The organism is Rhodococcus sp. BP-160 (assembly GCF_019836205.1).
Lineage (GTDB): Bacteria > Actinomycetota > Actinomycetes > Mycobacteriales > Mycobacteriaceae > Rhodococcoides.
This window is the reverse complement of sequence record NZ_JABUEK010000001.1, coordinates 590,556-614,487: the sequence shown is the minus strand read 5'-3', so window position 1 is coordinate 614,487 and position 23,932 is coordinate 590,556. Positions and strand designations below refer to the sequence as shown.

The 23,932-nt window shown below is 69.1% G+C and carries 23 protein-coding genes; 8 read left to right on the top strand and 15 right to left on the bottom strand.

Annotated elements, in window-relative coordinates; genetic code table 11:
- Positions 1 to 161: 161 nt before the first annotated feature.
- The 7 genes from HQ306_RS22505 to HQ306_RS02805 all read right to left on the bottom strand — a co-directional run bounded on the left by HQ306_RS22505 (position 162) and on the right by HQ306_RS02805 (position 8,081).
- Positions 162 to 1,823: a RecQ family ATP-dependent DNA helicase gene (locus tag HQ306_RS22505; RefSeq protein WP_222627496.1), complete on the bottom strand. Its 1,662-nt coding sequence runs from the start codon at positions 1,821 to 1,823 to the stop codon at positions 162 to 164.
- Positions 1,824 to 1,874: 51 nt separating this feature from the next.
- Positions 1,875 to 3,533 (bottom strand): phospholipase D family protein, encoded by a 1,659-nt coding sequence (locus tag HQ306_RS02830; protein WP_222628868.1) that lies wholly within the window; start codon positions 3,531 to 3,533, stop codon positions 1,875 to 1,877.
- Positions 3,534 to 3,592: 59 nt separating this feature from the next.
- Positions 3,593 to 4,174: an isopentenyl-diphosphate Delta-isomerase gene (idi, locus tag HQ306_RS02825; RefSeq protein ID WP_222627495.1), complete on the bottom strand. Its 582-nt coding sequence runs from the start codon at positions 4,172 to 4,174 to the stop codon at positions 3,593 to 3,595.
- Between the two features lie 51 nt (positions 4,175 to 4,225).
- The gene (locus HQ306_RS02820; RefSeq protein ID WP_222627494.1) at positions 4,226 to 5,128 is read right to left on the bottom strand and encodes a sucrase ferredoxin; all 903 of its coding nucleotides are present in this window, start codon (positions 5,126 to 5,128) and stop codon (positions 4,226 to 4,228) included.
- Between the two features lie 8 nt (positions 5,129 to 5,136).
- Positions 5,137 to 6,396, bottom strand: coding sequence for a cupin domain-containing protein (locus HQ306_RS02815; protein ID WP_222627493.1), 1,260 nt, complete (start codon positions 6,394 to 6,396; stop codon positions 5,137 to 5,139).
- On the bottom strand, positions 6,393 to 6,650 hold the full coding sequence (locus tag HQ306_RS02810; protein WP_027503975.1) for a hypothetical protein: 258 nt from the start codon (positions 6,648 to 6,650) through the stop codon (positions 6,393 to 6,395). Before HQ306_RS02810 ends, HQ306_RS02815 begins: the two co-directional genes overlap by 4 nt.
- Positions 6,651 to 6,734: 84 nt before the next feature.
- The gene (locus tag HQ306_RS02805) at positions 6,735 to 8,081 is read right to left on the bottom strand and encodes an APC family permease (protein WP_222627492.1); all 1,347 of its coding nucleotides are present in this window, start codon (positions 8,079 to 8,081) and stop codon (positions 6,735 to 6,737) included.
- Positions 8,082 to 8,212: 131 nt separating this feature from the next.
- Here HQ306_RS02805 and HQ306_RS02800 point away from each other — a divergent pair, with 131 nt between their 5' ends.
- Positions 8,213 to 9,124, top strand: a complete 912-nt coding sequence (locus tag HQ306_RS02800; RefSeq protein ID WP_222627491.1) for a manganese catalase family protein — start codon at positions 8,213 to 8,215, stop codon at positions 9,122 to 9,124.
- Between the two features lie 253 nt (positions 9,125 to 9,377).
- Here HQ306_RS02800 and HQ306_RS02795 read toward each other — a convergent pair whose 3' ends face one another.
- Complete coding sequence (locus tag HQ306_RS02795) at positions 9,378 to 11,036, bottom strand: catalase (RefSeq protein WP_222627490.1); 1,659 nt, start codon at positions 11,034 to 11,036, stop codon at positions 9,378 to 9,380.
- 98 nt (positions 11,037 to 11,134) lie between these two features.
- Here HQ306_RS02795 and HQ306_RS02790 point away from each other — a divergent pair, with 98 nt between their 5' ends.
- Complete coding sequence (locus HQ306_RS02790) at positions 11,135 to 11,602, top strand: NUDIX domain-containing protein (protein WP_222627489.1); 468 nt, start codon at positions 11,135 to 11,137, stop codon at positions 11,600 to 11,602.
- A 130-nt stretch (positions 11,603 to 11,732) separates the two neighbouring features.
- Here HQ306_RS02790 and HQ306_RS02785 read toward each other — a convergent pair whose 3' ends face one another.
- Positions 11,733 to 11,987 (bottom strand): hypothetical protein, encoded by a 255-nt coding sequence (locus HQ306_RS02785; protein ID WP_222627488.1) that lies wholly within the window; start codon positions 11,985 to 11,987, stop codon positions 11,733 to 11,735.
- A 154-nt stretch (positions 11,988 to 12,141) separates the two neighbouring features.
- On the opposite strand from HQ306_RS02785, the gene HQ306_RS02780 reads away from it, so the two are divergent.
- Entirely contained in the window at positions 12,142 to 13,116 is a 975-nt protein-coding gene (locus HQ306_RS02780; RefSeq protein WP_222627487.1) for a ferritin-like domain-containing protein, read from the top strand.
- Positions 13,117 to 13,458: 342 nt separating this feature from the next.
- On the opposite strand, the gene nadE is transcribed toward HQ306_RS02780, so the two are convergent.
- Positions 13,459 to 14,283: an ammonia-dependent NAD(+) synthetase gene (nadE, locus tag HQ306_RS02775; protein WP_027503969.1), complete on the bottom strand. Its 825-nt coding sequence runs from the start codon at positions 14,281 to 14,283 to the stop codon at positions 13,459 to 13,461.
- Between the two features lie 108 nt (positions 14,284 to 14,391).
- On the opposite strand from nadE, the gene HQ306_RS02770 reads away from it, so the two are divergent.
- A complete protein-coding gene (locus HQ306_RS02770) occupies positions 14,392 to 14,943 on the top strand; it encodes a CinA family protein (protein ID WP_081821031.1) in 552 nt (183 codons plus the stop codon).
- Here HQ306_RS02770 and HQ306_RS02765 read toward each other — a convergent pair.
- From HQ306_RS02765 to HQ306_RS02745, 5 genes are all read right to left on the bottom strand, one after another.
- Positions 14,923 to 16,272: a PP2C family protein-serine/threonine phosphatase gene (locus HQ306_RS02765; protein WP_307109085.1), complete on the bottom strand. Its 1,350-nt coding sequence runs from the start codon at positions 16,270 to 16,272 to the stop codon at positions 14,923 to 14,925. The two genes, HQ306_RS02770 and HQ306_RS02765, sit on opposite strands and share 21 nt — an antisense overlap.
- 89 nt (positions 16,273 to 16,361) lie before the next feature.
- The gene (locus HQ306_RS02760; protein WP_308115378.1) at positions 16,362 to 16,817 is read right to left on the bottom strand and encodes an ATP-binding protein; all 456 of its coding nucleotides are present in this window, start codon (positions 16,815 to 16,817) and stop codon (positions 16,362 to 16,364) included.
- Between the two features lie 50 nt (positions 16,818 to 16,867).
- Positions 16,868 to 17,260, bottom strand: a complete 393-nt coding sequence (locus tag HQ306_RS02755; protein ID WP_051612937.1) for an STAS domain-containing protein — start codon at positions 17,258 to 17,260, stop codon at positions 16,868 to 16,870.
- A gap of 185 nt (positions 17,261 to 17,445) precedes the next feature.
- A complete protein-coding gene (locus HQ306_RS02750) occupies positions 17,446 to 18,684 on the bottom strand; it encodes a glycosyltransferase (RefSeq protein WP_222627484.1) in 1,239 nt (412 codons plus the stop codon).
- A gap of 278 nt (positions 18,685 to 18,962) precedes the next feature.
- Positions 18,963 to 19,298: a DUF3140 domain-containing protein gene (locus tag HQ306_RS02745; protein WP_056447328.1), complete on the bottom strand. Its 336-nt coding sequence runs from the start codon at positions 19,296 to 19,298 to the stop codon at positions 18,963 to 18,965.
- Positions 19,299 to 19,416: 118 nt separating this feature from the next.
- On the opposite strand from HQ306_RS02745, the gene HQ306_RS02740 reads away from it, so the two are divergent.
- From HQ306_RS02740 to HQ306_RS02725, 4 genes are read left to right on the top strand one after another with little or no spacing between them, the layout of a single operon-like run.
- Positions 19,417 to 20,214: a PIG-L family deacetylase gene (locus tag HQ306_RS02740; RefSeq protein WP_222627483.1), complete on the top strand. Its 798-nt coding sequence runs from the start codon at positions 19,417 to 19,419 to the stop codon at positions 20,212 to 20,214.
- 51 nt (positions 20,215 to 20,265) lie between these two features.
- A complete protein-coding gene (locus HQ306_RS02735; RefSeq protein ID WP_222627482.1) occupies positions 20,266 to 20,823 on the top strand; it encodes a 2Fe-2S iron-sulfur cluster-binding protein in 558 nt (185 codons plus the stop codon).
- A complete protein-coding gene (locus HQ306_RS02730) occupies positions 20,820 to 21,839 on the top strand; it encodes a xanthine dehydrogenase family protein subunit M (protein ID WP_222627481.1) in 1,020 nt (339 codons plus the stop codon). The genes HQ306_RS02735 and HQ306_RS02730 overlap by 4 nt, the downstream gene beginning before the upstream one ends.
- A complete protein-coding gene (locus tag HQ306_RS02725; RefSeq protein WP_222627480.1) occupies positions 21,836 to 23,929 on the top strand; it encodes a xanthine dehydrogenase family protein molybdopterin-binding subunit in 2,094 nt (697 codons plus the stop codon). Before HQ306_RS02730 ends, HQ306_RS02725 begins: the two co-directional genes overlap by 4 nt.
- Positions 23,930 to 23,932: the final 3 nt, after the last annotated feature.

The window sequence follows — 23,932 nt, the reverse complement described above, 5'->3', positions numbered from 1 at the left end:
GATGTCTGTCATGCCCGAATCTACGGTCTTCCCAGTCGATCCGCGCTCGGAACCGCCAGGTCGACGCGCTAAACGAACCTGCGGTCCGAGTCTCGCGCGTCCGTCGTGGTCGGTCCCGGTTCTCGGCTCCCGCAGGTCGTCGAAGGTCCGTTTCGAGGCTGTCACTCGGCGATGTCGCGCTCCTCCAGGATCGTGGTCGCCAGGGTGCGGTAACCGTGTTCGGGAAAGTGCACGGTGACGCGGTCCGCCTCGGCCGACACCACGTTCCCCGCGCCCCAGTCGCGGTGATGCAGCGTGTCGCCGGGCTGGTAGCTCGTGTCACCGCCGTTGACGTCGGACTCGGCCGCGGTGCCGGACTCGCAGGTGTCGCACCGACCGCAGAGTTGCTCCGTCACCTCGCCGAGGTACTCGAGGAGCACCTGTCGTCGGCATCGCCGCGTCTCGGCGTAGGTCCGCACCATCTCCACCCGCGATCGCGCCGCCGTCTCCTGCCGGCGAGCCGCCTCCAGTGCGCGTTCGACGGCCTCGGTCGTCGAGAGGCTGCCGGGCACCCACCCGGCGTCCGTGTGGTGCACGGCGTCGACGTGATCGAGCAGCTCCAGGGCGGTCTCCACAGCGCGCGGTGACAGGCCGGGCAACCCCGTGAGCGACTCGGTCGACATCGGTTCCGTGGCGGACCGCAGCGCCCCCTGCACCGCCTCGAGCGCATCTCGGCGCGGTCGGCGAGTGGCGAAGAACGACGGCAGCCCCAGGTCCTCGGCGCGAAAGTGCAGGACGGCAGCGGCGTCCGCACCGTCGCGACCGGCGCGGCCGAACTCCTGGTAGTACCGCTCCAGCGAATCGGGCGGTGCAGTGTGGACGACGAACCGGACATCGGGCTTGTCGATGCCCATCCCGAACGCCGACGTGGCCGCGACGACGTCGACCGTCCCGGCCGCGAACGCCTCGTGCGCCTCGTCGCGCGCGGACCGTGCGAGACCGGCGTGGTACGCGAGCGCTCGGAGGCCGCGCTCCGCCAGCAGAGCCGCGAACTCCTCCGCCTGCGCGCGAGTGGCGGTGTACACGAGACCGGTTCCGGTTTGCCCGTTTGATTCCGACCGGCCGCCGGACTCCGAGCGCTGGACGACATCGTCCACGGCCGCCCGGAGTGCCACATCCGCATCGTGGTGCCGGACGACGGACAGCCGGATCTCGGGCCGATCGAAGGAGCCGACCACCGTCAACGGATCGAGCATGCCGAGGCGCGTCGTGATCTCGTCACGGATCGGCGGGGGAGCCGTCGCGGTGACGGCGATGATCGGCGGGCGTCCGATCGCCTCGGCCACGTGACCGAGACGAAGGTAGGCCGGACGGAAATCGTGGCCCCAGGCGGCGATGCAGTGGGCCTCGTCGACGGCGATGCACGCGACGCCGAGTGCGCGCAGCCGATCCTGCACCTCGTCCCGAGAGGCTGATTCCGGCGTCAGGTAGACGATGATCGCCTCACCGCGAGCGAGGGACTCCCACGAACGCTCGTTCTCGGTGTCGCTCTGCTCGGAGTGCACCGCGACCGCCCGCACGTGTGTCGACCGACGACGCAGACCGTTCACCTGATCGCGTTGCAACGCGATGAGCGGGCTCAGGACGACGGTCGGCCCGTCGAGCAGCGACGCGGCGACCTGATAGATGGCCGACTTGCCGAAACCGCTCGCCAGCAGTGCCAGCACGTCTCGTCCGGACACGACGGCATCGATCGAGTCACGCTGTCGCGGATGCAGTTCGGCATGACCGAGCGCCCGCGCGGCCGCATCGATGTCGGGCGGTGGGACGGTGTCGGGGCTCACGAACGCCCAGGTACCCGCGAGTGGGCGTGCGAATCCTGCGCGGCCGCACCGTCAGAAGCGGCGCGTCAACCGCAGCCGCAGTGGTCGGCCGTCGGGGTCGACCACCAGCCGGTAGAGGAGCGAGAACACCCGCTGCTTCCACAGCGGCGGCACCTCGATGGCATGCATGCGCAACCGTCCCCGCGGGCGATCACCGTCGCGGCCCCCGTCGTGCCACGCGTCGAGCTCGCTGACCTGCTCGGCGACCGCGTCGAAGCAGTCGTCCGGGTCGAGGAGGTCGGCGACGTCGGCGTCCGCGCCGCTCCCACGGGACAGGTGTTCGGCGAGGAGCTCGAGGCGGAGATCTCGGGCGAACACCCGCGCACCGTCACCCAGGCCACCGGGATCGACGGGCTCGCGCGCATCCCGCTCCTCGTCGACCACGGCCGCCGTGAGCTCCGAATCGTGCGTCCAGGAGCGGCGATTGAAGTTGTCGCTACCGACGGCCGCCCACACGTCGTCGACGATGCAGACCTTGGAGTGCACGTAGACCGGCACGCTGTCGTCGTTTTCCACGTCGAGGACGAGCACCCGGTCGGCGCCCGCGTCGCGTAGTAGATCCAACGCGGCGGCGTGACCCAGGAGCGACGGCGGGATGGTCATCGCACTGTCGTCGTCGAGGTGCCGGGGTACCACGATGATCATGCGGAGCCGGGGCGAGCGCCGCAGCGCACGCGCGAAGACCCGCGCGACGTCCACGGACCACAGGTACTGGTCCTCGATGTAGATCAGGCGCTCGGCGCGACCGAGGGCTTTGGCGTATGCACGGGCGGCGCTGCGCTCGCCGTCCTGCGCGAACGGGTAGGACGGTCGGCGACGCGGGTAGGTGCGGAGCAACTGCACCGAGCACGTTCCCGTCGCCTCCGGGTCGGGGAGGGCAGCGGGCAGCTCGGACGGCTCGCGCCGGTGCCGGCGGACGACGTCGCTCACCACGTGCCACGGCAGCCGCGACAGCGCCGCCGGATCCTCCCAGCGCTCCCGGAAGGTGTCCTCGACGTCGCGCACGGCCGGACCGCGCATCTCGAGCTGCAGGTCGTGCCAGGCGGGGGTCTCCCCGTACTCCGGCGGAAACGGTCGGCTCAGGGCATCGCCGTGATGGTGCGCATCGTCGCGTCGCGACCGGGCCAGATCGATCCCGCCCACGAAGGCGACGTTGCCGCCGGGCCGCGACGCGGAGCGCATCACCACGAGCTTCTGATGATGGGACCCGAAGGCCAGAACGCGCTGATCGAGAACGCACTCACCGCCCGCGTCCTCGAGCGCGGTCGCGAGGGCACTGTTCTTGCCGCCGGTGTATCCGAGGCCCTCCGCGTGCGAGCGCCACAGCAGACTTCGGACGACGACACCGCGCGTCGCGGCACCGGTCAGCGCGTCCTCGACCGTCGGACCGCGGTCGGTGAGCACCTGCTCCGGGTCGCCGCGCCAATCGGTGAACAACACCAGATCGTCCGGTTTCGCGTCGGCCAGGTGCTCGTTCAGCACGCGGAAGTAGGTGTCGCCGTGCACGAGAGCGACGCAACGGTTGCCCTCCGTCCAGGCGCGGATGCGAGTGTCCGGGTTGGCGCGCTCCTCCGCGGACAGGAACCAGGGATGCGTCTCGTCGTCGAAGTCGATGTCGGCGAAGATCGACGACCGACCCAGAGCGTTCGAGATGCGGTCGACCGCCGTCATCAGCACGTTGCCGCGCGGTGGTGCACCCGTCTCGACCGCGCGTCGTCCCGACCCGTGCGTCACGCGACGCGTGCCGCGGGTGGGAGGGACTCGGTGCCGCCGGTGGGCCACGCCAGAGGGTCGGAACCCAGGGCGTGCAGCTGACGGACCTGGTCCTGACACCACGGCGACAGATCGCTCTCGCCCGCCAACACGGTCGCGACGAACTCGTTCCACGGTTCCCAGCGGTAGTCGGCCACCTCGTCCGGTCGCGGATCGACGGTCCTGTCGTCGTGCAGGACGAGGAACACCGGGCAGATCTCGTACTCGACCACGCCGTTGTCCATCACGGCGCGGTACCGGAACGACGGGAGCACCGGAGCTGCGCTGCCCGCACCGATACCCAGTTCGTGATCGAGGCGCCGCAGAACCGCGGAGTCGAGACGTTCACCCGGAGCGGGGTGTCCGCAGCACGTGTTGGTCCAGATTCCGGGCCAGGTGCGCTTGTCGTGCGCCCGCTGTGTCACCAGGACCTCGCGCTCGCGGTTGATCACGTAGCTCGAGAACGCCAGGTGCAGCGGTGTGGCGTCGTGATGCACAGTGGCCTTGTCGTGGGTGCCGATGGCACGGCCGTCCTCATCGAGCAGTACTACGAGTTCCACACGTGTCCCTTCCGGATGTACGACCGGCCTCCGGTCCAGAGTAGTGGTCGCTCAGCGGGGCCGAGACGGGCGGACGGACACCACCTCGTGGGTGCGCACCGGACCGGCGACGCGGGCGTGGCACGTGGTGAGGATCGGCGCCGACCGAGACTCCTGGAGGACCACCTCGACGGTGTCCCCGTGGTGGTCGAGGAGGACGTGTCGCCGACCGTCCGGGCCGGGAGCCTCCGACAGGGGATGCAGGGTGTCGATGGCGAAGTCCTGCAGGACGGTTCGTGCGGCGTGCTGGGCCACCTGCACGGCCCCCGAGAGCGCACTGCGGCCGCGCAGGAACTCCGGGGTGACGAGTCCGTCGTGGTGGCGGCGCAGGATGCGGACGACGTCCGCGTCGTCGACGTTGCCGTAGTAGAGACCGTGCGGCAGGACGATCATCGTGCCGGCGAACCGGTCGCCACCGAGGTGCGAGCACTCCCACACCTCGCCGGGGTACGCCGACACGGCCGGCCCGAGGATCGTGCGACCGCGGACGGCGCAACAGCGGTCGTGCCTGCCGTGGGTGCACACGGCCACGATGGTCTCCGTCGACGCGGTACCCGACGATCCGTCGAGCGGGACGTCGAGCAGTTCGGCCGCGTCGGACACCTCGCCCCGGTGCACGCTCTCGTGCCCCGGCCGTGCGTCCACCGACGCCCACCGCCACCGGCCGCGGCCTCGGCGACGGCCGGGCTCCCGGACGGCGAGGGGGCGGAATCCGGCACTCTCGATGCGGCGCACGAGCGCTCCACCCAGTACGGGATCGAGGACGGACGGGGAATCGAGGAACGCCGACGGGCCCCAACTTCCCGCGACCTCGACGAGGAACCATCGTTCTCCGCGAGAACCGCTTCCCGCCAACGTGTCTCCCCGATCACGAGCATTGTCGCTGCACGGGCGCCACGCCGCGGTGGTGCTCACCGGCGTCGTCACGATCGGGCGACGACGAGACCCTCGCGGAGCAGGCGACGCACCACGACGATCGCGTCCTGATCGTCGAGACCCGTGAGGTCGCCGACCGCGCAGTCTTTCCCGCTGTGCAGCTGCCGAACGGCGTCCGCCGCGATCGAGGGCAGCGTGATCGTCTTGGTCCGCGTCGTCACGGCGACCGACTCGGGCGACTGCGTCACCCGCGCGGCGAGCCCGGATCGCCACGTCACCACGGTGGCCGCGGACAGGCCGGCCATCGTGCGCACGGTCTCGAGAGGACGCACCGGGGCCGGCCGCGTGACCTCGACGAAGCGACGGCCGACACGCTCTGCCGCCGTCCGCGCTCGACCGTCGCAGCCGTCGGTGTCGGCGAGGGTCGCGGTCAGATCTGCGATCAGCGCGCGCACGTGCGGTACGACGGCGTCCGGATCGGTCAGATCGAGCCCCACGGGCAGCGGGGCCCGGAAGCTCGCGTCGTCCGCGAGGGTGCCCAGCACGTGATGCAGGAGGTCGTACCGGGTGAAGGCCGACATTCCGACGGTCAGATGGATCGAGGTGTCACCCAGGGCCTCGGCGGAATGGATCCAGCCCCTCGGAACGTACAGCGAATCACCTTCGCGCAGAACGACGTCGAGGGTCGGGTCCGTGCGCGCCATGGCGGCGACGGCGTCCCTGCGGTCCGACCACGGCTGGTTCGACAGCGGGTGCTCGTGCACCGGGGGGTGCAGGATCCACCGCTTCTCGCCGGCGATCTGGAGGACGAAGACGTCGTGCACGTCGTAGTGGGGATCGAATCCGCGCGACGACGCGGGGGTGATGTACGAGTTGACCTGCACCGGGTGGCCGAGATCGGCGACCAGGTCGCCGGTGAAGTGGATGAGGGGAGGCCACAGTCGATGGAGTCCCTGCAGGACCAGGGTGTGGCCGTCCGCGAAGGCCGCCAGGATTCCGGCGGAGTCGAGCTGATCGGTCACCTCGGCCCCGAAGCCACCCGAATCGGTGAACTGACCGCGGTCGGTCAGCGCGCCGTTCCTGGCCATCCGGGCGAAGGGTGTGCGCACGCCGCGTTCGGACACCAGCTCGTCGACGGCGTCCGTCGACAGCAGATCGGTGAACGGAGCGGGAAGGTCGGCCGCGTGCGTCAGGAGCGGCGCGCGTCCCCAGTGGTCCTCGGCGAAGGCGCGGGGCTCGATGCTCAGAAGACGACGCAGCGCGGACCGGTCTCCCGGTCCGCGCTCGTCATCGGTCGGTCGGCTCAAGCCGTACCGTCCGCACCGCCGTCGTGGCCGTCGGGGTTCGAGCCGCCGTCGGCAGGGCCCTCGCCGCTGGCCGCGGAGCCGTCCGCGCCGCCGTCGTGTCCACCTGGGTTCGAGCCGCCGTCGGCGGGGCCCTCCGTGCTGGACGCGGTGCCGTCGGCGCCGCCATCGTGACCGTTCGGGTTGGAGCCGCCGTCGGCGGGGCCTTCGCCGCCTGCTGCTCCGGAAGTGGTGATGTCGTCGTCGTTGATAGCCATCGTCTACCTTTCAGTCGTCACGACCGGACGCCGGAATTCCGGCGTCGGACACACATCGAACGTCCCCGTTCTACAGGAGACAGGTCACGTGTTGACGATTTCGGGACTTCTCAAACTCCGTGTCCACCGCATCGCCGCGTAGAGCACGCCGCCGACCATGAGCAGCACGCCGGCACGCAGCCACGTCTGCGCGGTCTGCTGCGTCGCGAGCACGCCGCAGCTGATCAGAGCGAGCACCGGAAGGATCACCGGGGTGCGGAAGTGCGGGTGGTCCACCTGGTCCTTGCGCAGCACCAGCACGGCGAGGTTGGTGCTGACGAACACGATCAGGAGCAGCAGGACGACGGTCTCCGCGAGCGCTGCGACGGTCCCGGTGGCCGCGAGAATCATCGCCACCACCGTGGTCGCGACGATGGCCACCCAGGGAGTCTGCCGACGTGGCAACACCCGGCCCGCGACGGCGGGCAGTAGTCGCTGTCCGGCCATCCCGTAGGTGAGTCGGCTGGCCATGATCATGGTCAGCAGGGCGCCGTTGGCCACGGCGATCAACGCCACGAGTCCGAAGAGCCTGTCGGGGACACCGACGTCGGCCGCCGAGACGACGGCGAGCAGGGGCGCCGAGGTGTCCGCGAGGTCGCTCGCGGGCACCACCGCGCTCACCGCGAGTCCGACCGCGACGTAGACCGCACCGGCCGTCGCCAGCGAGAGGAAGAGCGCGCGAGGGTAGACGCGGTGCACGTCCCGGACCTCCTCCGCCATGTTGGCCGAGGTCTCGAACCCCACGAACGAGTAGAAGGCGAGCAGTGCCGCCGCGAGGACCGCCACGGCAGGGTTCACGGCATCGGTGAACTCGAGGGTGCGGCCGAGATCGCCGTCGCCGCGACCGAGCACGATGCAGGCGAGGACGACGACGAGGACGAGTCCGCTGACCTCGACGACGGTCATGACCACGTTCGCCCGCATCGACTCCTTGATGCCACGCGCGTTCAGGAGAGCGACGACGGCGAGGAACACCAGCGCGGCAGGAACCGTCGGGACGTCGAGGAAGGCGCCCAGATAGTCACCGGCGAAGGCGACGGACAGCCCGGCCGCGCTCGTCACACCCGCCGCCAGCATCGAGAACCCGACGAGGAACGACACCACCGGCCGTCCGAAGGCTCGCTCGGCGAACACGGCGGCACCACCTGCGCGCGGGTACTTGGTCACCAGCTCGGCGTACGAGGCCGCGGTGAGCATGGCCATCGCGAGTGCCACCAGCAGCGGCACCCACACGGCACCGCCGACCTCGCCGGCGATCTCGCCCACGAGTGCGTAGATGCCCGCTCCGAGAACATCACCCAGGATGAAGACGAACAGGAGTTTGCCGGTGACGGCGCGACGCAGACCGGGGGAGTCGCCCGGTGCCGCAGGGTCGTTCAGGTCAGTGCTCATCGCACCGGGTTACCCGTTCGCGGGGCCGTTACCCACGCGCACGACCCGGCGATCCGGGTCGTTTGTCGGGTCCGCCTCCGGGTAGCCGGGGCGCGACAAGAGCACGACCCCGAGCACTGTCAGGAGCCTTCATGTTCCGTCATACCGACCACCTCCAGTTCGACGTGAAGCCGGAGAAGCCGGATCCCGTCTACGCCCGCAAGCTGCAAGAGTTGATCGGCGGCGCGTACGGCGAGATGACCGTCACGATGCAGTACCTGTTCCAGGGATGGAACTGTCGCATGAAAGGCAAGTACAAGGACCTCATCATGGACATCGCGACCGAGGAGATCGGTCACGTGGAGATGATCGCGACCATGGTCGCGCGGCTCCTCGAGGGCGCACCGGCCACCGAGTCCACCAAGAACGCTGCCGCCGATCCCGTCGTCGCCGCGGTGCTGGGCGGGATGGATCCGCAGCAGGCCATCGTGTCCGGTGGCGGACCCACCCTCGCCGACAGCAACGGTGTCCCGTGGAACGGGCGCTTCATCGTCGCCAGCGGCAACCTGCTGGCGGACTTCCGCGCCAACGTCGCGGCGGAGGCGCAGGGCCGCGTGCAGACCGCACGCCTGTGGCACATGACCGACGATCCCGGTGTCAAGAACATGCTCAAGTTCAACCTCGCCCGCGACACGTATCACCAGAACATGTGGCTCGCGGCCATCGAGGAGCTGCAGGCGGACGGTCTGGAGGGTGTGGTGGCGCCGAACGACCTGTTCGACGAGGAGTACGACGAGCACGCGAGCACGCTGTGGCATCTGTCGGACGGCACCGAGTCCGACAAGGGCCGGTGGGCGCACGGCACCGCACCCGACGGCCGCCACGAGAACAGGTTCCTCGCCGATCCGCAGCCGCTGGGCAACAAGCAGAGTGGACCGCCGCCGGACCCGAAGCTCTACGCCACCTACGACGGCGGACTCGGCGAACCGTCGAACGCGGCTCTCGGCACGGAGAAGGGCGTCATGGGCAAGATCAAGGAGACGTTGGACCCCAACGCCGGCTGATCGGCCGACCCGAACGACGAAGAACCCCGGCGCCGATACGGCGCCGGGGTTCTGTCAGGTTGATGTGGATGGTGCGAGTCGATCCGGAGAACAGGCTCCGCGTGATCGTCCTCGCGTCGGAATGAACACGTGTCTCGTCGTCACCGTGTTGATACGCACCACCTGCCTCGAGTTCGTCCTACGACCTGTTCGGCTTGCGTCTCCGACGATAACCCCGCGGAGTGACGCTGTCCACACCTGCGTCATGGCGACGTCATCCGGCAGTCGTCGCGCGTTCGTTCGGGACGCAGTGCGTCATCTGCAGGTCGGCGACGTCGCGGGGGCCGTTCTTCCCGAGATTCGCGCGCCGCCGGTCCTCCTCCTCCGACAGGGTCTGCGATGCGAGCGGTTCGAGTCCGCGGACGTCGTCGGCCGAGATGCCCAGCCCCTCTCCCACGCGGGCGCCGAGTTCGTCGTCGGCCATGAAGAAGTGCCAGACCATCCGCTCCTGCACCTCGCGCGTCGCCTCCGAGATGTTCGCGACGAGATTCGCCACGAGGTCGTCCTTCTCCCACTGGTCCATCAGCTGGTACCGCTGACCGGCCTGCTCGTAGTCGTTGGTGCGATCGATCCGCTTGCGGGTGAGGCGGCCGTGGATCTCCGGACCCTGCTCGTCGTGCGTCGGGTACTCGGCCTCACGGAGACCGCCCGTGATGGAGGGCTCGTAGTTCACGTGCGGATTGCTGCCGGTGTTGTCCACCGAGTACTGCATCTGGCCGCCCTGCTGGTTCGTGGACACCCGCGCGTTCTTCGCCTGGTTGACGGGCAGCTGCAGGTAGTTCGGCCCCACGCGGTAGCGCTGGGTGTCCGAGTACGAGAAGGTCCGGCCGACCAGCATCTTGTCGTCGGAGAAGTCCAGGCCGTCGACGAGCACACCGGTGCCGAACGAGATCTGCTCGTTCTCGGCGAAGTGGTTCGAGACGTTGCGGTCCAGCACCATGCGGCCCACCACCTTCGGCGGGAACTCGTTCTCCGGCCACACCTTCGTGTCGTCGAGCGGGTCGAAGTTCAGCTCGGGATGCTCGTCGTCGCTCATCACCTGCACGCGCAGTTCCCATTCGGGGAAGTCGCCGCGCTCGATGTGCTCGTACAGATCCTTGCTCGCATGGCCCAGATCGTTCGCCTGGATCGCGGCGGCGTCCGCCTCGGTGAGCGACGCGACTCCCGCCTTCGGGATCCAGTGGTACTTCACCAGGTGAGTCTCGCCCTCGGCGTCGACCCACTTGTAAGTGTTCACTCCGAAACCCTGCTGCGTCCGGTAATTGGCCGGAATCCCGCGGGGGGAGAACAGGTTCACGAGCATGTGGGTCGCCTCGGGCGTCTGCGACATGAAGTCGAAGATGCGCGCGGGCTCCTGCCGGAACGTCACCGGATCCGGCTTGAGCGAGTGGATGACGTCGGGGAACTTGATGGCGTCACGGATGAAGAAGACGCCCAGGTTGTTCCCGACGAGGTCCCAGTTGCCGTCCTCGGTGAAGAACTTGATCGCGAAGCCGCGGGGGTCACGCGCGGCCTCGGACGAATCGCGCCCGCCGATCACCGTCGAGAACCTGACGGCGAGGTCCGTGCGCTTGCCGGCCTCGGCGAACAGCTTCGCGCGGGTGTACCGCTCGATGGGTTCGTCGCCCCACTTCCCGGTGGCCTCGAAATAGCCGTAGGCGACGGCTCCGCGGGCGTGGACGACGCGCTCCGGGATGCGCTCGCGATCGAAATGGCTGACCTTCTCGAGGAACTGGTAGTTCTCGAGGGTGGCCGGACCGCGTGAGCCCACGGTGCGCTGGTTCTGGTTGTCGTAGACGGGATGCCCTTGACGATTGGTGAGGATGTCCCGGTCGTCTGCCGGTGTCGACCCTTGCGACGCGACGTCTGTCATGTGTCGGCTCCTTGACTGCTCTGTGGAACGGAGGCTTCGTGCAGCGGACCGCGTACCCGACACGATCGCGAGAAAACGTGATCGGACAGAATCCTGGGATGAGGACGAGTGCCGGTGTGCTGCTGTTCCGCGGGGGTGGGGGCGAGCTGGAGGTGCTGCTGGCTCATCCCGGCGGACCCTTCTGGGCGCGCAAGGACGCCGGCGCCTGGTCCATACCGAAGGGCGAGTACGACGCCGACACCGAGGATGCGCGCACAGCGGCGGCCAGAGAGTTCGCGGAGGAACTCGGGTCCCCGGTGCCCGACGGGGACTGGATCGATCTCGGCACGGTCGCGCAGTCCGGAGCCAAATCGGTTCGTGCGTTCGCCGTGCGCGGCGAACTCGACCCCTCGACCGCCGTGAGCAACAGTGTGGAGATGGAGTGGCCACCCAGATCGGGGCGGCGGCTGGTGTTTCCCGAGGTCGACCGCGTGGAGTGGTGTGATCGGAAGTCCGCGCGGCGTCGGCTGCTGAGCGGGCAGGTTCCGCTACTCGACGCCCTCGACCGCCACCTCGAGCAGCTCTGAGGCGCACGTCGCGCGGGCGGAGAACCTGTGTGCAGAGATCCGCGGTGAACGCGGATCTCTGCACACAGACCGTCGACGCATCGCGGAGCGGACTGGTCGCCGACGTGATGAGACGGATCGCTCAGCCCACTCAGGCGGCGCCCTGACCTCCGCCGCCGCCCTCGGTCATGCCCTCGTCACGGTCACCGTCGGCGTTGCGGAACTCGTCGAGTGTCGCCTCCGCCGCGTCGCCGGTCTGTTCGGCGGCACCGTCGGAGGAATCGTGGAGATCGTCCTGATCCGTCCCGCCCTCACGCCGCTCGGGGATGTCTCCCGCCGCCTGCTTGGCCTCGTCGATCTTCTCCTGCACGGAGTCGAGCATCGTCTCGTCCAGTTCGTCGGCCATGAGAACTCCTTCGATCGCGGGGAATGTGCCTCGTCACACTGCGTTTTCCCCGTTGTACCGGCGGGTAACCACGATCTGTCACCGAATGACACGGGGCGGTCGTTCCGGCTGCTCTTGCACCGAGACTCAACTTCCATCACAGGGGGCACATCACATGGTCAGCACCACCGCACACACCGAACGGGCGACGCTCGTCGCCCAGCTTCGCGCTCTGCTCGCGCTCACCAACACCGAGGTTCAGGTGGCCGAGACCCGCGTCGCACAGGCTCGGACGGAAGCTGTCCGCGAGGAACTGCTGCAGAACGCGTCGAACGGACGCGATCGCGCTGCTCGCATCGATGCCGCCATTCGTGAACTCGGCGGCTTCCCCGGCGTCGTCGCACCCGTCGTCGGGCGCCTCACCGCGCTGCTCAAGGCCATCGGCGAGCAGGCGCAGCCGTTCGACGAGGCCCTTCTCGGCGATCTCGCGCTGGAGCACCAGCTGCTCGACCGCGCCCGTTACGTCAAGGCTCTCGCCACGACCGCGTCCACGCCGGGCGTCGTGTCGCTCGCAGACGATCTCGTGACCGCCCACACCGCGACCGTCGAGTGGCTCACCACCGTCCTCGCCGAGGACGCCCTCGGTGGACCGGCCGCACTGCGTCGCACGCCGATCCAGGCCGCCACCGGTGCTGCCGTGCGTCTCATCAACACGCCGGTCACCTGGTCGTCGCGAGGTGTCGACCGCGTCGTCGGCACGGCGAAGGACGTTCCCGCGAAGGTGTCCACCCTCATCGGCCGCGGCCAGCGCGCGACCGAACTGGCCGTCGACACCGTCACCGCGAGCCGCGACGCGGCACTCGAGACGGCCGAGGAGGTCACTCGTGACGGCGGCGCGACCGGTGTCGCCGACGCGATCCACCGCACCCGTGCGGCCGGCGGGACGCTCGAGGAGCACGAACTTCCCATCGCCGACTACGACGGTCTGAACGTCGCCGCAGCAGTCGCCGAGATCAAGGAACTGACCGATCCGGCAGATCTGCGCACCGTGGTCGCCTACGAGGAGCGCTACAAGAACCGCCACTCGGTGGTCTCCGCCGCGCAGACTCGTCTGGCAGCGCTGGCGAAGGACATCGTCGGCATCTCCTGATCCACTCACACGGAAGCCCCCGAGGATCATCGATCCTCGGGGGCTTCGTCGTTCGTCGGTCCGGTCAGCCCGCACGCCTGGTCGGGGTGTCGGCATGGTCCGGTCGTTCTCGGCGGGAGGGTGCCGAGTCGAGGGGAACGGGTCGTGCAGTCTCCGCTCCGCACCGTGCCATCACGGCCTCCCACCATTCCTGCCGCGGACCGGTCTCGGTCCAGACCACCGTGTCGATGTCCATCTGTTCATCTCCTGTCGAAACACCGGAATGCGTCGACGCCTCACTTCTCGAGCGCTGTGAGGGGGATTACCCGTTCGGAGCAGGATCACACCGACCGACCGAGACGGTCAGCGCCACCACGTCTCACTGGGGGTGACCGGAGTGGTGCGCTTGTGCCGGGTCTTGACGAACCAGTTCTCGATGGTGGCGGCGGCCTCGTCGGGCACGTCCTCGCCTTCGAGGTAGGCGTCGATCTGGGCGTACGTCACACCCAGTGCCTCCTCGTCGGGCAGCGCCGGCCGGTCGTCCTCGAGGTCGGCCGTGGGTACCTTCTTCCACGTGCTCTCCGGGGCACCGAGCTCGCGCAGCAGGGCCGCACCCTGGCGCTTGGTCAGGCCGGTCAGCGGTGTGAGGTCCACACCGCCGTCGCCGTACTTGGTGAAGAACCCCGTCACGGCCTCGGCAGCGTGATCGGTACCGACGACGAGCAGGTTCCGCTCGCCCGCGAGCGCATACTGGGCGACCATCCGCTCGCGTGCCTTGATGTTGCCGCGAACGAAGTCGCGCAGTCGATCGACTCCGAGGGCCGTGGCAGCCGCCACGCCTGCGCCGTCCGCGGACGGCTTGATGTCCACCGTCACCGTGGTGTCGGGGCGGATGAAATCGAGCGCGATCGCCGCGTCGGCCTCGTCCGCCTGCTCACCGTAGGGGAGTCGTACGGCCATGAACGTCGCGTCGCCGCCGCCGGCGCGAACGCGTTCCGCGGCGAGCTGGCACAGGCGTCCCACGAGTGTGCTGTCCTGTCCGCCACTGATGCCGAGTACGAAGCCGGCAGTTCGGGTGGCGACGGCGTAGTCGGCGAGAAAGCCCACCCGCGTGTCGATCTCCGCTGCGGGATCGATGGTCGGACGGACCTCGAGTTCGGTTCGAATGGTGTCGCGAAGGCTTGGCATGACTCAACGCTAGCGCCGATCCTCCGCGCGTGCCGGGGATGTTTGTCACCGGACGGAGCGGGAAGGACTACCGGTCCTTGCAGCACTGAGAGAGGAAACGGAAGACACATGTCTCACCACGTCGAGACCGAGGAACTCATCGAGGGCGAGGCGGCCGAACCGGAGCAGCGCGTCGACACCGACGAGGATCTCGCCGAGCTCTGTTCGGAGATCGCGGAACTCGCACTCGAACGCGACCTCCGTATCGCCACCGCCGAGTCGCTCACCGCCGGGAACATCGCTGCCAATCTGGGCCGCGCGTCGTCGTCCGGAACGTGGTTCCGCGGGTCGATCGTCGCCTACGCCAGCGAGGTGAAGTACTCGCTGTTGCAGGTACCCCGCGGCCCCGTGGTGAGCGAGGAGGCCGCCACGGCCATGGCGAGCGGAGCGGCGTCGGCGCTCGGCGCGGATCTCGCCGTGGCCGTCACCGGTGAGGCGGGACCGGAGACGAACGAGGACGTGGAACCCGGAACGGTCTGGTTCGGCATCGCCGACCACGGGACGACCAGCGCGGAGCGCGTGGTCTTCGAGGGCGACCCGAAGGACGTCCTGGCCGCGACCATCGAACGCGCGCTACGCCTGCTGCGCGACCACGCCCGGTCAGGCGCCCAGCGCGAGTAGGGCGATGTCGTCGATCGGAGAGAGGTCGGGGATGAGGGCGACCAGATCCTCGACCATCTTCGTCGTGGACAGTCCGAGGCGGGCCTGCGTGAACTGCGCGAGACCGTCCTCGCCGAACATGGTGCGCCCGTCGGGACGTGCCTCGGTGATGCCGTCCGTGTAGAGCAGCAGTGTCTGCCCCTCCTGCAACCGGAAACTGCACGCACTGAAGGTCGCGTTCGGCAGAGCGCCGACGAACATGCCTGTACTGGAACGGATCTCGTGCACCTCGCCGCGAGCGGGATCGAGGAGCAGGGCGGGCGGGTGCCCGCCCGTCGCCAGTGTGACGCGGAAACCGCCACGAGGATCCGGGGTGATCACACCGAACAGCACGGTGCAGAAACGCTGATGCGAGGTGTCCATCAACAACAGTCGATTGAGCTCGGCGAGCCCCTCCGTCGGATCGTCGTGGTGCAGCGCCGCGGCCCGCAGGGTGTAGCGGACCAGCGAGGTGACGGCCGCGGCGCCGGCGCCGTGGCCCTGGACGTCGCCGAGGAAGAACGCCCACCGGTCCTTGCCCAGCGCGAAGACGTCGTAGAAGTCGCCGCCGACCTGCAGCGGTGACGAGGCGTGGTAGTGCGACGCGAGCGTCAGGCCCTCGATGGTGGGAAGGGAGGGTGGGAGCAGCGTGCGCTGCAGCACGGCGGCGTAGTCACCGATGATCGCGGAGTCCGCCTCGGCGCGCGTGCGGAGTTCCCGCTCGGCGCGCACGGTGGTCGCGGCCGACAGTCGCAACTCGAACTCGTCCATCGCGATGTCGGCCAGTTCCATCAGGATGTCCGCGCGATCGTCGGACACCGTGCGCGGCACCACGTCGTAGACGTTGACCGTGCCGAGCCGGAAGCCGTCGGCGGTCACGATGGGGGCGCCGGCGTAGAAGCGGATGCCGAGATCGCCGCGGACGAAGGCACTACCGGCGGTGGCCGGGTTCGCCAGGGTGTCCGACGCGACGAAAGGCCCGTCGTGCGTCATCGCCATCGTGCACAGGGCGTCGTGACGTTCGGTGTGGTCCGGGAGCCCGTCGCCGTAGGTGGCGGTGAACCGCACCAGGTCGGCATCGATGATGGACACGGACGCGTACGGCGCGTCGAACCAGCGGGCCGCGAGGCGGGCGATGCGGTCGAAGGCGCCGTCGGCGGCGGTGTGCTCGACGTCGTACCGGGCCAACGCGGCCAGGCGTGCCGCCTCGGCGGCCTGCGCGAGGTCGGGACCGAGATCGAGGGCATCGATCGCCGTTCTCGACGTGGCACGGCGCGGGGAGTCGAACGCGTGGGACGAGAGTGCAGTCACGAAGCCTCCGGTGAGACGAGAGCGGTAATGCTCTCCCCGGGGCTGGAGGAGGAGAGACTCACGGGGAGCCTCAGCAATCGCGTACGAGTCTACGAGACCTGATCGTCGGTGTCGATGCCGGATGTCGGTGCCACGTCCCATGCCATGGTCACGGTGGTGCCCGAGTCGGCGGACGACAGCGTGACGTCGTCCGACAGGGTCTCGATCAGCGGCAGACCGCGGCCACGGAGGGGCCCCGGCGACGAGTCGGACCACGTCCCGTGATCACGGACGGCGACCTCGAGCCGAGCGGAGTCGTAGGTGGCCTGGAGGTCGAAGACGCGTCGACCGGTGGTGGCGGCATAGGCGTGCTCGACGACGTTGGCCATCGCCTCGTAGACGGCGAGCACGATGTCGTACGTCCGCGCCGTGTCGAACGGCGTGTGCGTCAACCACGCACCGAAGCGGACGCGAGCGTCGGTGATGCGCTGCGGTTCGGCGTCCAGATCGGTGAGGGACAACTGGGCGGGGGGCTGGTGGTGCTCAGTCGTCGCGTCGTCGATCACGAGGGGAGGAGTACCCCACGCGTGCCCGGTCCTCACACCGGGAGCGCCGCTCATGCGAGGTCGTCGACGGGCGAACCGGACGTGGTGACGGCCGCGAGCGCCGCCTCGCGGGTGTCGAGCACGGGGAACGTCTCGTCGAGACCGACCAACTGCAGGGGGCGAGCGGTGGCCGCACCGCGGGCGACGACGGCGAAGGCGACGTCGTCGCCCACCGCCTGATGCGAGGTCACCAGCACGGTCATACCGGCGGACGCGAGAAAATCGACACCCGTCAGATCGATGATCAGCGCGCTCGACGCCGTGGTCCGTACGGCGTCCACCGCGTCCTGAAGAATCGGCGCGGTGGCCAGATCGAGTTCGCCCACGACTGTCAGGATCGCTGCGTCGTCGTGCCATTCGGTGTCGACACGGAATGCGTCCGTGGTGTTCTCGGCGATCGACATCGGATGTCCTGCCTTTCGGTGTTCGGTCCAGAAAGGCCATTCAAGCAGCCGAGTCCGACCGATGCCACACCGGCTCCGAGCGCCGGGTGGGGAGTTTGACGGGGTTTTTCCAGGGTATCGAGCCCCGATGAGCAGCATCGGTACGGACGGCCGACGCGTTCTCGTCACGGGCTGGTGACAGGGCCTCACACCCGGTCCAGCTGGTCGTCCCCCGATACGTCCGCGGTGTCGGTGGAGGTCGGCTCCGGAAGCAATGACCGGTAGACCCGATCGGTGTCGACGGCGATCTGCTCCCACGAATACCGGGCGCGAGCGCGATCGGCGGCCGACATGCCGTAGCCGGTGCGTCGACCCTCGTCGTTCAGCAGGCGACGGACGGCGTCGGCGACGGCGGCAGGTGTGCGGCGATGGACCAGCACGCCGGTGACACCGTCGATCACGGTGTCGAGGAAACCGCCGACCGCGGTGGCTACCACAGGGATCCCGCACGCCATCGCCTCGAGCGGCACGATGCCGAACGGCTCGTACGTGGGAGTGCAGACCACGATGTCGGCGGAGCGGAGAAGGTCGGGCATCGCCTCACGGGAGACCTGCCCGACCAGGCGGACGCGGTCGGCCACACCGTGGGCGATCGCGATCTGCTTCAGGCGTCGAGCCTCGTCGTCGTCCGAGACGTCGCTGCGCTCGCCGCCGGCGATGATGAGGTCGGTGTCCGGAATCGACGCGAGAGCCGCGATCATCAGGTCGAAACCCTTGCGAGGCACCAGACGGCCGACCGCGACCAACCGCCGCCGTCGCGCGGGGCCGGGAGAGCTGACCGGCGCCGGCTGGAACTTCTCGAGGTCTACGCCGCACGGCACCACTGACACCCGTCGGCGCGGTATGCCCATCCGGACCAGTTCGGTGACCTCGTCCGAGCACGTCGCGACGACGTGATCGGCTCCGCGTGCGATGAGCCGCTCGATCTTGGGTCGGCTCGGCGGCGACGTGTCCCGCGTGCCCTGGTGCCGACGCTCGACCACACCGAGTGCGTGGAACGTCACCACGGTGGGAATCGCGAGCGGACGCGCCGCGAGCTGGGTCGCGAAGCCCGACATCCAGTAGTGGGCGTGGACCACGTCGGGTCGGTCTCGCGTCCAGCGCTCGGCCAGGTGCGAGGCGAAGTCGCCCATGTGGGGCAGTAGTTCGTCCTTCGGTACCGGCTCGGGCGGACCCGCTGGAACATGGACGACGCGGTAGCCCTCGTCGACGACGACCTCGTCGGGCTGTTCGCGCGAATCGCGTCGGGTGAACACCGACACCTCGTGGCCGCGGGCGACGAGGGCGACGGCGAGGCATCCGACATGGACGTTCTGCCCCCCGGCGTCGATACCGCCCGGCGCGGCGAGCGGGCTGGAATGTTCTGACACCATGGCGATGCGCATGAGGAATCCGTCCCTCGGATCGTGCGTTCCGAGTCGTCGCTGGTGACTGAACGACGTCTCGCTACTGTCGGTGGTGCAAGTCGAGGTCGGCTGAAGACCGGATCGGACAGAACGTCGGGCCCGCGGGTATGTCGAGAGCAGGCGGAAGTACGCGGGCCGTCGAACATCGTGAGTGATGAACACGCCGACGAGCTAGGTCGTGAATATCCCGAATCGAGAGAAGAAAACATCCGAACGCCGATCGGCTCCGAATGCCTGCTCCTCATCTGACGTGGGTGTCACTTCAGCGGATCGTGTCCCCAGTTCATCAGCGAGTAGCGCCACCGCGAGTGCTCCACGTCCTTCGAGGGGCCCTGGGCGCGATGTCGGTGCACGTATCCGACGACCTTGCGCATCGCGGCGACGTCGTCGTCCGTGAGATCGGATTTCTTCGTGTCCAGGATCGAGGTGATGCGCCGCCCCATCTCGTGCCCCGTCGACTCACCGTCCTTCGAGTCACCGACGGAGCGGGACTCGTCGGTCGTCAGCCAGTCCTCGAGCTCCTTCCGCGTCATGGTGACCGCGTCCTTCCAGTCGTCCCACACGTCGTCCACCGTCTCGTTCCTCTGCGTCATGACGCATCGCGTTCCCCGGAAGCGACGGCGACAATCACGATCTGTCGGCGCACCGACGCGGCGGGTCGACACCCGACGTGATCGAGCCCGCGCACCGCGCCCGTGCGACCATCTGCCGATGAGTGTGTTGGTGTGCTTTCATGCCCATCCCGACGACGAGGTGTTCGGCACCGGCGGGATCATGCGGTCGGCGGCCGACGCCGGCCACCGAGTGGTGCTGGTGACGGCGACGGACGGTGCGCTCGGTGAGGTGCCCGACGGCCTGTTGACCGAGGGCGAGTCGCTGCACGATCGTCGGCAGCGCGAGCTGGAGCGATCGGCCGAGGTGCTGGGTGCGCAGCGTGTGGTCCTGTTGGGATACGCGGACTCGGGGATGGCCGGGACCGAGGGCAACACGAACCCGCACGCCTTCGCCAACGTGGACGTCGAGGAGGCCGCTCGGCGGCTCGCGGACGTTCTCGTCGAGGAGCAGGCCCGTGTCCTGACGGTCTACGACTCGCACGGTGGTTACGGCCATCCCGACCACGTGCAGGTGCACCACGTGGGGGTGCGCGCCGCGGCCATCGCCGAGGTGCCGTTCGTCTACGAGGCGACGATGAACCGTGACCGCATGCGCGAGATGATGACGGCGAACCCCAACTGGGATCCGGGCGAGAACGAGGACGCCTCGCAGCTCGACATCGAGGCGTTCGGCCTGCCCGAGTCGGAACTCACCACCGCGGTGGACGTGTCCGGGGTCCTGGCCGCCAAGCGGGCGGCGATGGTGGTGCACGAGTCGCAGATCGGTGACTTCGGCCCGTTCATCCCCATGTCGGACGAGGATCTCGCGTCCGCGTTCGGCACCGAGTGGTTCCGACGCATCGTGCCCCCGGTCGACGCGCCCGACGCCGTGCGTGAGAGCGCCCTGCCCCTGTAGTCCGGTGTTCCGGGGACGGTTTGACGGCGGGAGCGCAGGGTAGCCCGGAGTATGAGCCTCGCCACAGGAGATGTCGGAGTACGCCTCACGGTCAACGGCGAGGAGCACCGGATCGAGTGCGACGTCCGGACGACCCTCCTCGACGCGCTCCGTGAACGGCTCGGGCTGACCGGGTCGAAGAAGGGATGCGACCGCGGCCAGTGCGGGTCGTGCACGGTGCTGTCCGGTGGTCGGCGCGTGGTCAGTTGCCTGACGCTGGCCGTCGCGGCGCAGGACGACGACATCACCACCGTCGAGGGGCTCGCCGACGGAGAGGACCTGCATCCTGTGCAGGCGTCGTTCCTCGCGCACGACGCGTTCCAGTGCGGTTACTGCACCCCCGGTCAGATCTGCTCCGCCGTCGCTGTCCTCGACGAGGTGAAGAAGGGATGGCCCAGCGCCGTCACCGAGGACCTCGACAGCGTGCCGACGGCTTCGGACGCGGAGATCCGTGAACGGATGAGCGGCAACATCTGTCGGTGCGGCGCCTATCCCAACATCGTCGATGCCGTGCGAGAAAACGTCGACGGCAGATCCGATCGGACGATGGAGACGGGCGCGGAACAGTGAGAACCTTCGCGTACGACCGTGCCGCCGACGCGTCGACCATCGCGTCCGCACTCGCCGAGGGGTCCACCCGCGTGCTGGCCGGCGGAACCAACCTCGTGGATCTGATGAAGCTGGGAATCGAGACCCCGGACCGGCTCGTCGACATCACGGGTCTGGCCTTGGCGGACATCGAGTGGAACGACGGCAGTGGCGGCGGGGTGCCGGGTCTGCGCGTCGGGGCCCTCGTTCGCAACAGCGATCTGGCCGCCGACCCCGTCGTGCGTTCGCAGTTCCCCGTCCTGTCGCGCGCCGTGCTCTCGGGTGCGTCCGGTCAACTGCGGAACATGGCGACCACAGGTGGGAACCTGTTCCAGCGCACCCGCTGTCCGTACTTCATGAACGTCGACACCGCGTGCAACAAGCGTGAACCGGGCTCGGGCTGCTCGGCCTTGGACGGCGATCGGCGCAACGCCGCGGTGCTGGGCGCATCGCAGCATTGCATCGCCACCCATCCCTCGGACATGGCCGTGGGTCTCGCGGTGCTCGATCCCACTGTCACCGTCGTCGGGACCGACGGAGTGCGCGAGATCCGGTTCGTCGATCTGCATCGGCTTCCCGAGTCCGCACCTGAACGCGATTCGACTCTGCGACAGGACGAGTGGGTGACACATCTCGACATACCGCCGCTTCCACCCGGTGCGCGCTCGACCTACCGGAAGGTGCGGGACCGTGCGTCCTACGCCTTCGCGAGGGTGTCCGTCGCCGCCGTCGTGGTCGTGGAGAACGGGGTGTTCACCACGGCGCGCATCGCGCTCGGCGGAGCTGCCCACAAGCCGTGGCGGGCCACGGTAGCGGAGTCCGAGCTGCTCGGGGCGATCCCGTCCCGGAGCGGCGTGATCGCTGCGATGGAGCACGAGCTCGCGGCGGCACACACGTTCCCCGACAACGACTACAAGCTGTCGCTCCTCGCGTCGACGGTGGCCTCCACCGTGATGTCCCTCGCCGACGCGGCCGCAGACGAGGCGGCCACCCGATGACCGTCACGGGAACACCGGTCGCACGGCTCGAGGGCCGCGACAAGGTCACTGGAGCCGCTCGGTACGCGGCGGAGTACCGGGACGTCGGCGGAGAACCGGCCCACGCGGCGATCGTCGGCGCCGCCGTTCCGGCGGGGCGCGTGCTGGACGTGGACCGCGCCTCGGCGCTGACGCTTCCGGGTGTCCTCGCCGTGCTGTGGCACGGCAATGGCCCGACGCTCGGGTCCGCCGGGGACGGCGAGTTGCAGGTGCTCCAGTCCGATGTCGTCGCCTACCGCGGGCAGATCGTCGCCGTGGTCGTGGCGGAGACGTCGGAGCAGGCGACGTACGCGGCCTCCGTTCTGGACGTCACGTACGAGAGTCGACAGTGCGACAACGAATTACGGGAGCATCACCCGGGCATCTACGCACCCGAGCAGGTGAACGCGGGCTTCGACACCGATGTCGTCACCGGGGAACCGGAGCGGCGCTTCGAGGAGTCCGCGGTGCGCGTCGACGTCCGCTACACGACGCCGCCCGAACACAATGCGCCCATGGAACCGCACGCGTCGATCGCCGCGTGGAGCGAGGACGGGTCGACCCTCACAGTCTGGGACTCGACGCAGGCGCCGTCCGGCGTGGCCGGAGATCTCGCCGATCTCTTCGGCGTCGACTCGGACGCCGTGCGCGTCATCGCCCGGCACGTGGGCGGCGGCTTCGGATCGAAGGGGAGCACCCGACCGAACGCTGTCGTGGCGGCCATGGCGTCGTCCGTCGTGGGTCGGCCGGTCTCGTTCCCGGTTCCACGTCGGTCGACCTTCGACTTCGTCGGCTACCGGACGCCGACGATCCAACGGGTCCGACTGTCGGCGGACGCGGACGGCTCGATGACGGCGTTGCTGCACGATTCGCTCCAGCAGACCTCCACCGTGATGGAGTACGTGGAGCAGACCTCCGAGGGCAGTCGCCACGTGTACGACATCGACGACGTCTCGACCACGCACCGCGCGGTCGCACTGGACGTCGGGACACCACGCTGGATGCGCGCTCCCGGTGAGGCGCCCGGCATGTTCGCCCTCGAGTGCGCGGTCGACGAACTGGCCCACGCGCTCGGAACGGACCCCGTCGAATTGCGGCTGCGTAACGAGCCGTCGGTCGACCCCGCGGACGGGCACCCCTACAGCTCGCGGACCGTCCGCGCCGTGTTCGAGGAGGGCGCGCGACGCTTCGGCTGGTCCGGGCGCGACCCGCGGCCCGCGATACGCCGAGAGGGACGCACCCTCGTCGGGACCGGTGTCGCGATGGCGACCTACCCCGCGATGACGTCGCCGAGCACGGCGCGGGCGACCGTCCGTGACGACGGGACGGTCGACGTGTCCGTCGCCGCGTCGGACATCGGTACCGGCGCGCGAACAGTGCTCGCCCAGATCGCCGCCGACGCGCTCGAGGTCGCGCTGGACCGGGTCCACATCCACGTCGGGGACAGTGCGCTGCCCACGGCGCCCGGCGCAGGTGGGTCCTCGGGTACCTCGTCGTGGGGCTGGGCGGTGACCAAGGCCTGTCGTGCGCTGCGCGCGGACGGAGACCTCGCACCGGGTGCGACGGCCACCGCGGACACCACCGACGACCTCGAGGAGCGTGCGGCGCTGGCGCGGCAGGCGTTCGGCGCCCATTTCGCCGAGGTGCACGTCGACGTCGACACGGGGGAGGTCCGCGTGACGCGGATGCTGGGCGACTTCTCCGTGGGCCGTGTGCTGAACCCTTGGTTGGCTCGGTCACAGCTCCTGGGCGGCATGGTGTTCGGTATCGGCATGGCACTCATGGAGGAGGGCATCGTGGATCGACGACACGGCGGCTTCCTCAACGCCGACCTCGCGGAGTACCACGTCCCGGTGGACGCCGACGTCGCCGACATCGAGGCGATCTGGGTCGAGGAGCACGACGACGATCTGAACCCGATGGGCAGCAAGGGGATCGGCGAGATCGGCATCGTGGGGTCGCCTGCTGCCATCGCCAACGCGGTGTTCCACGCGTGCGGTGTCCGGGTGCGAGACCTGCCCATCACTCTCGACACCCTGATCGAGCGGATGGACCCCGCGCTGCGCCTGTGACCA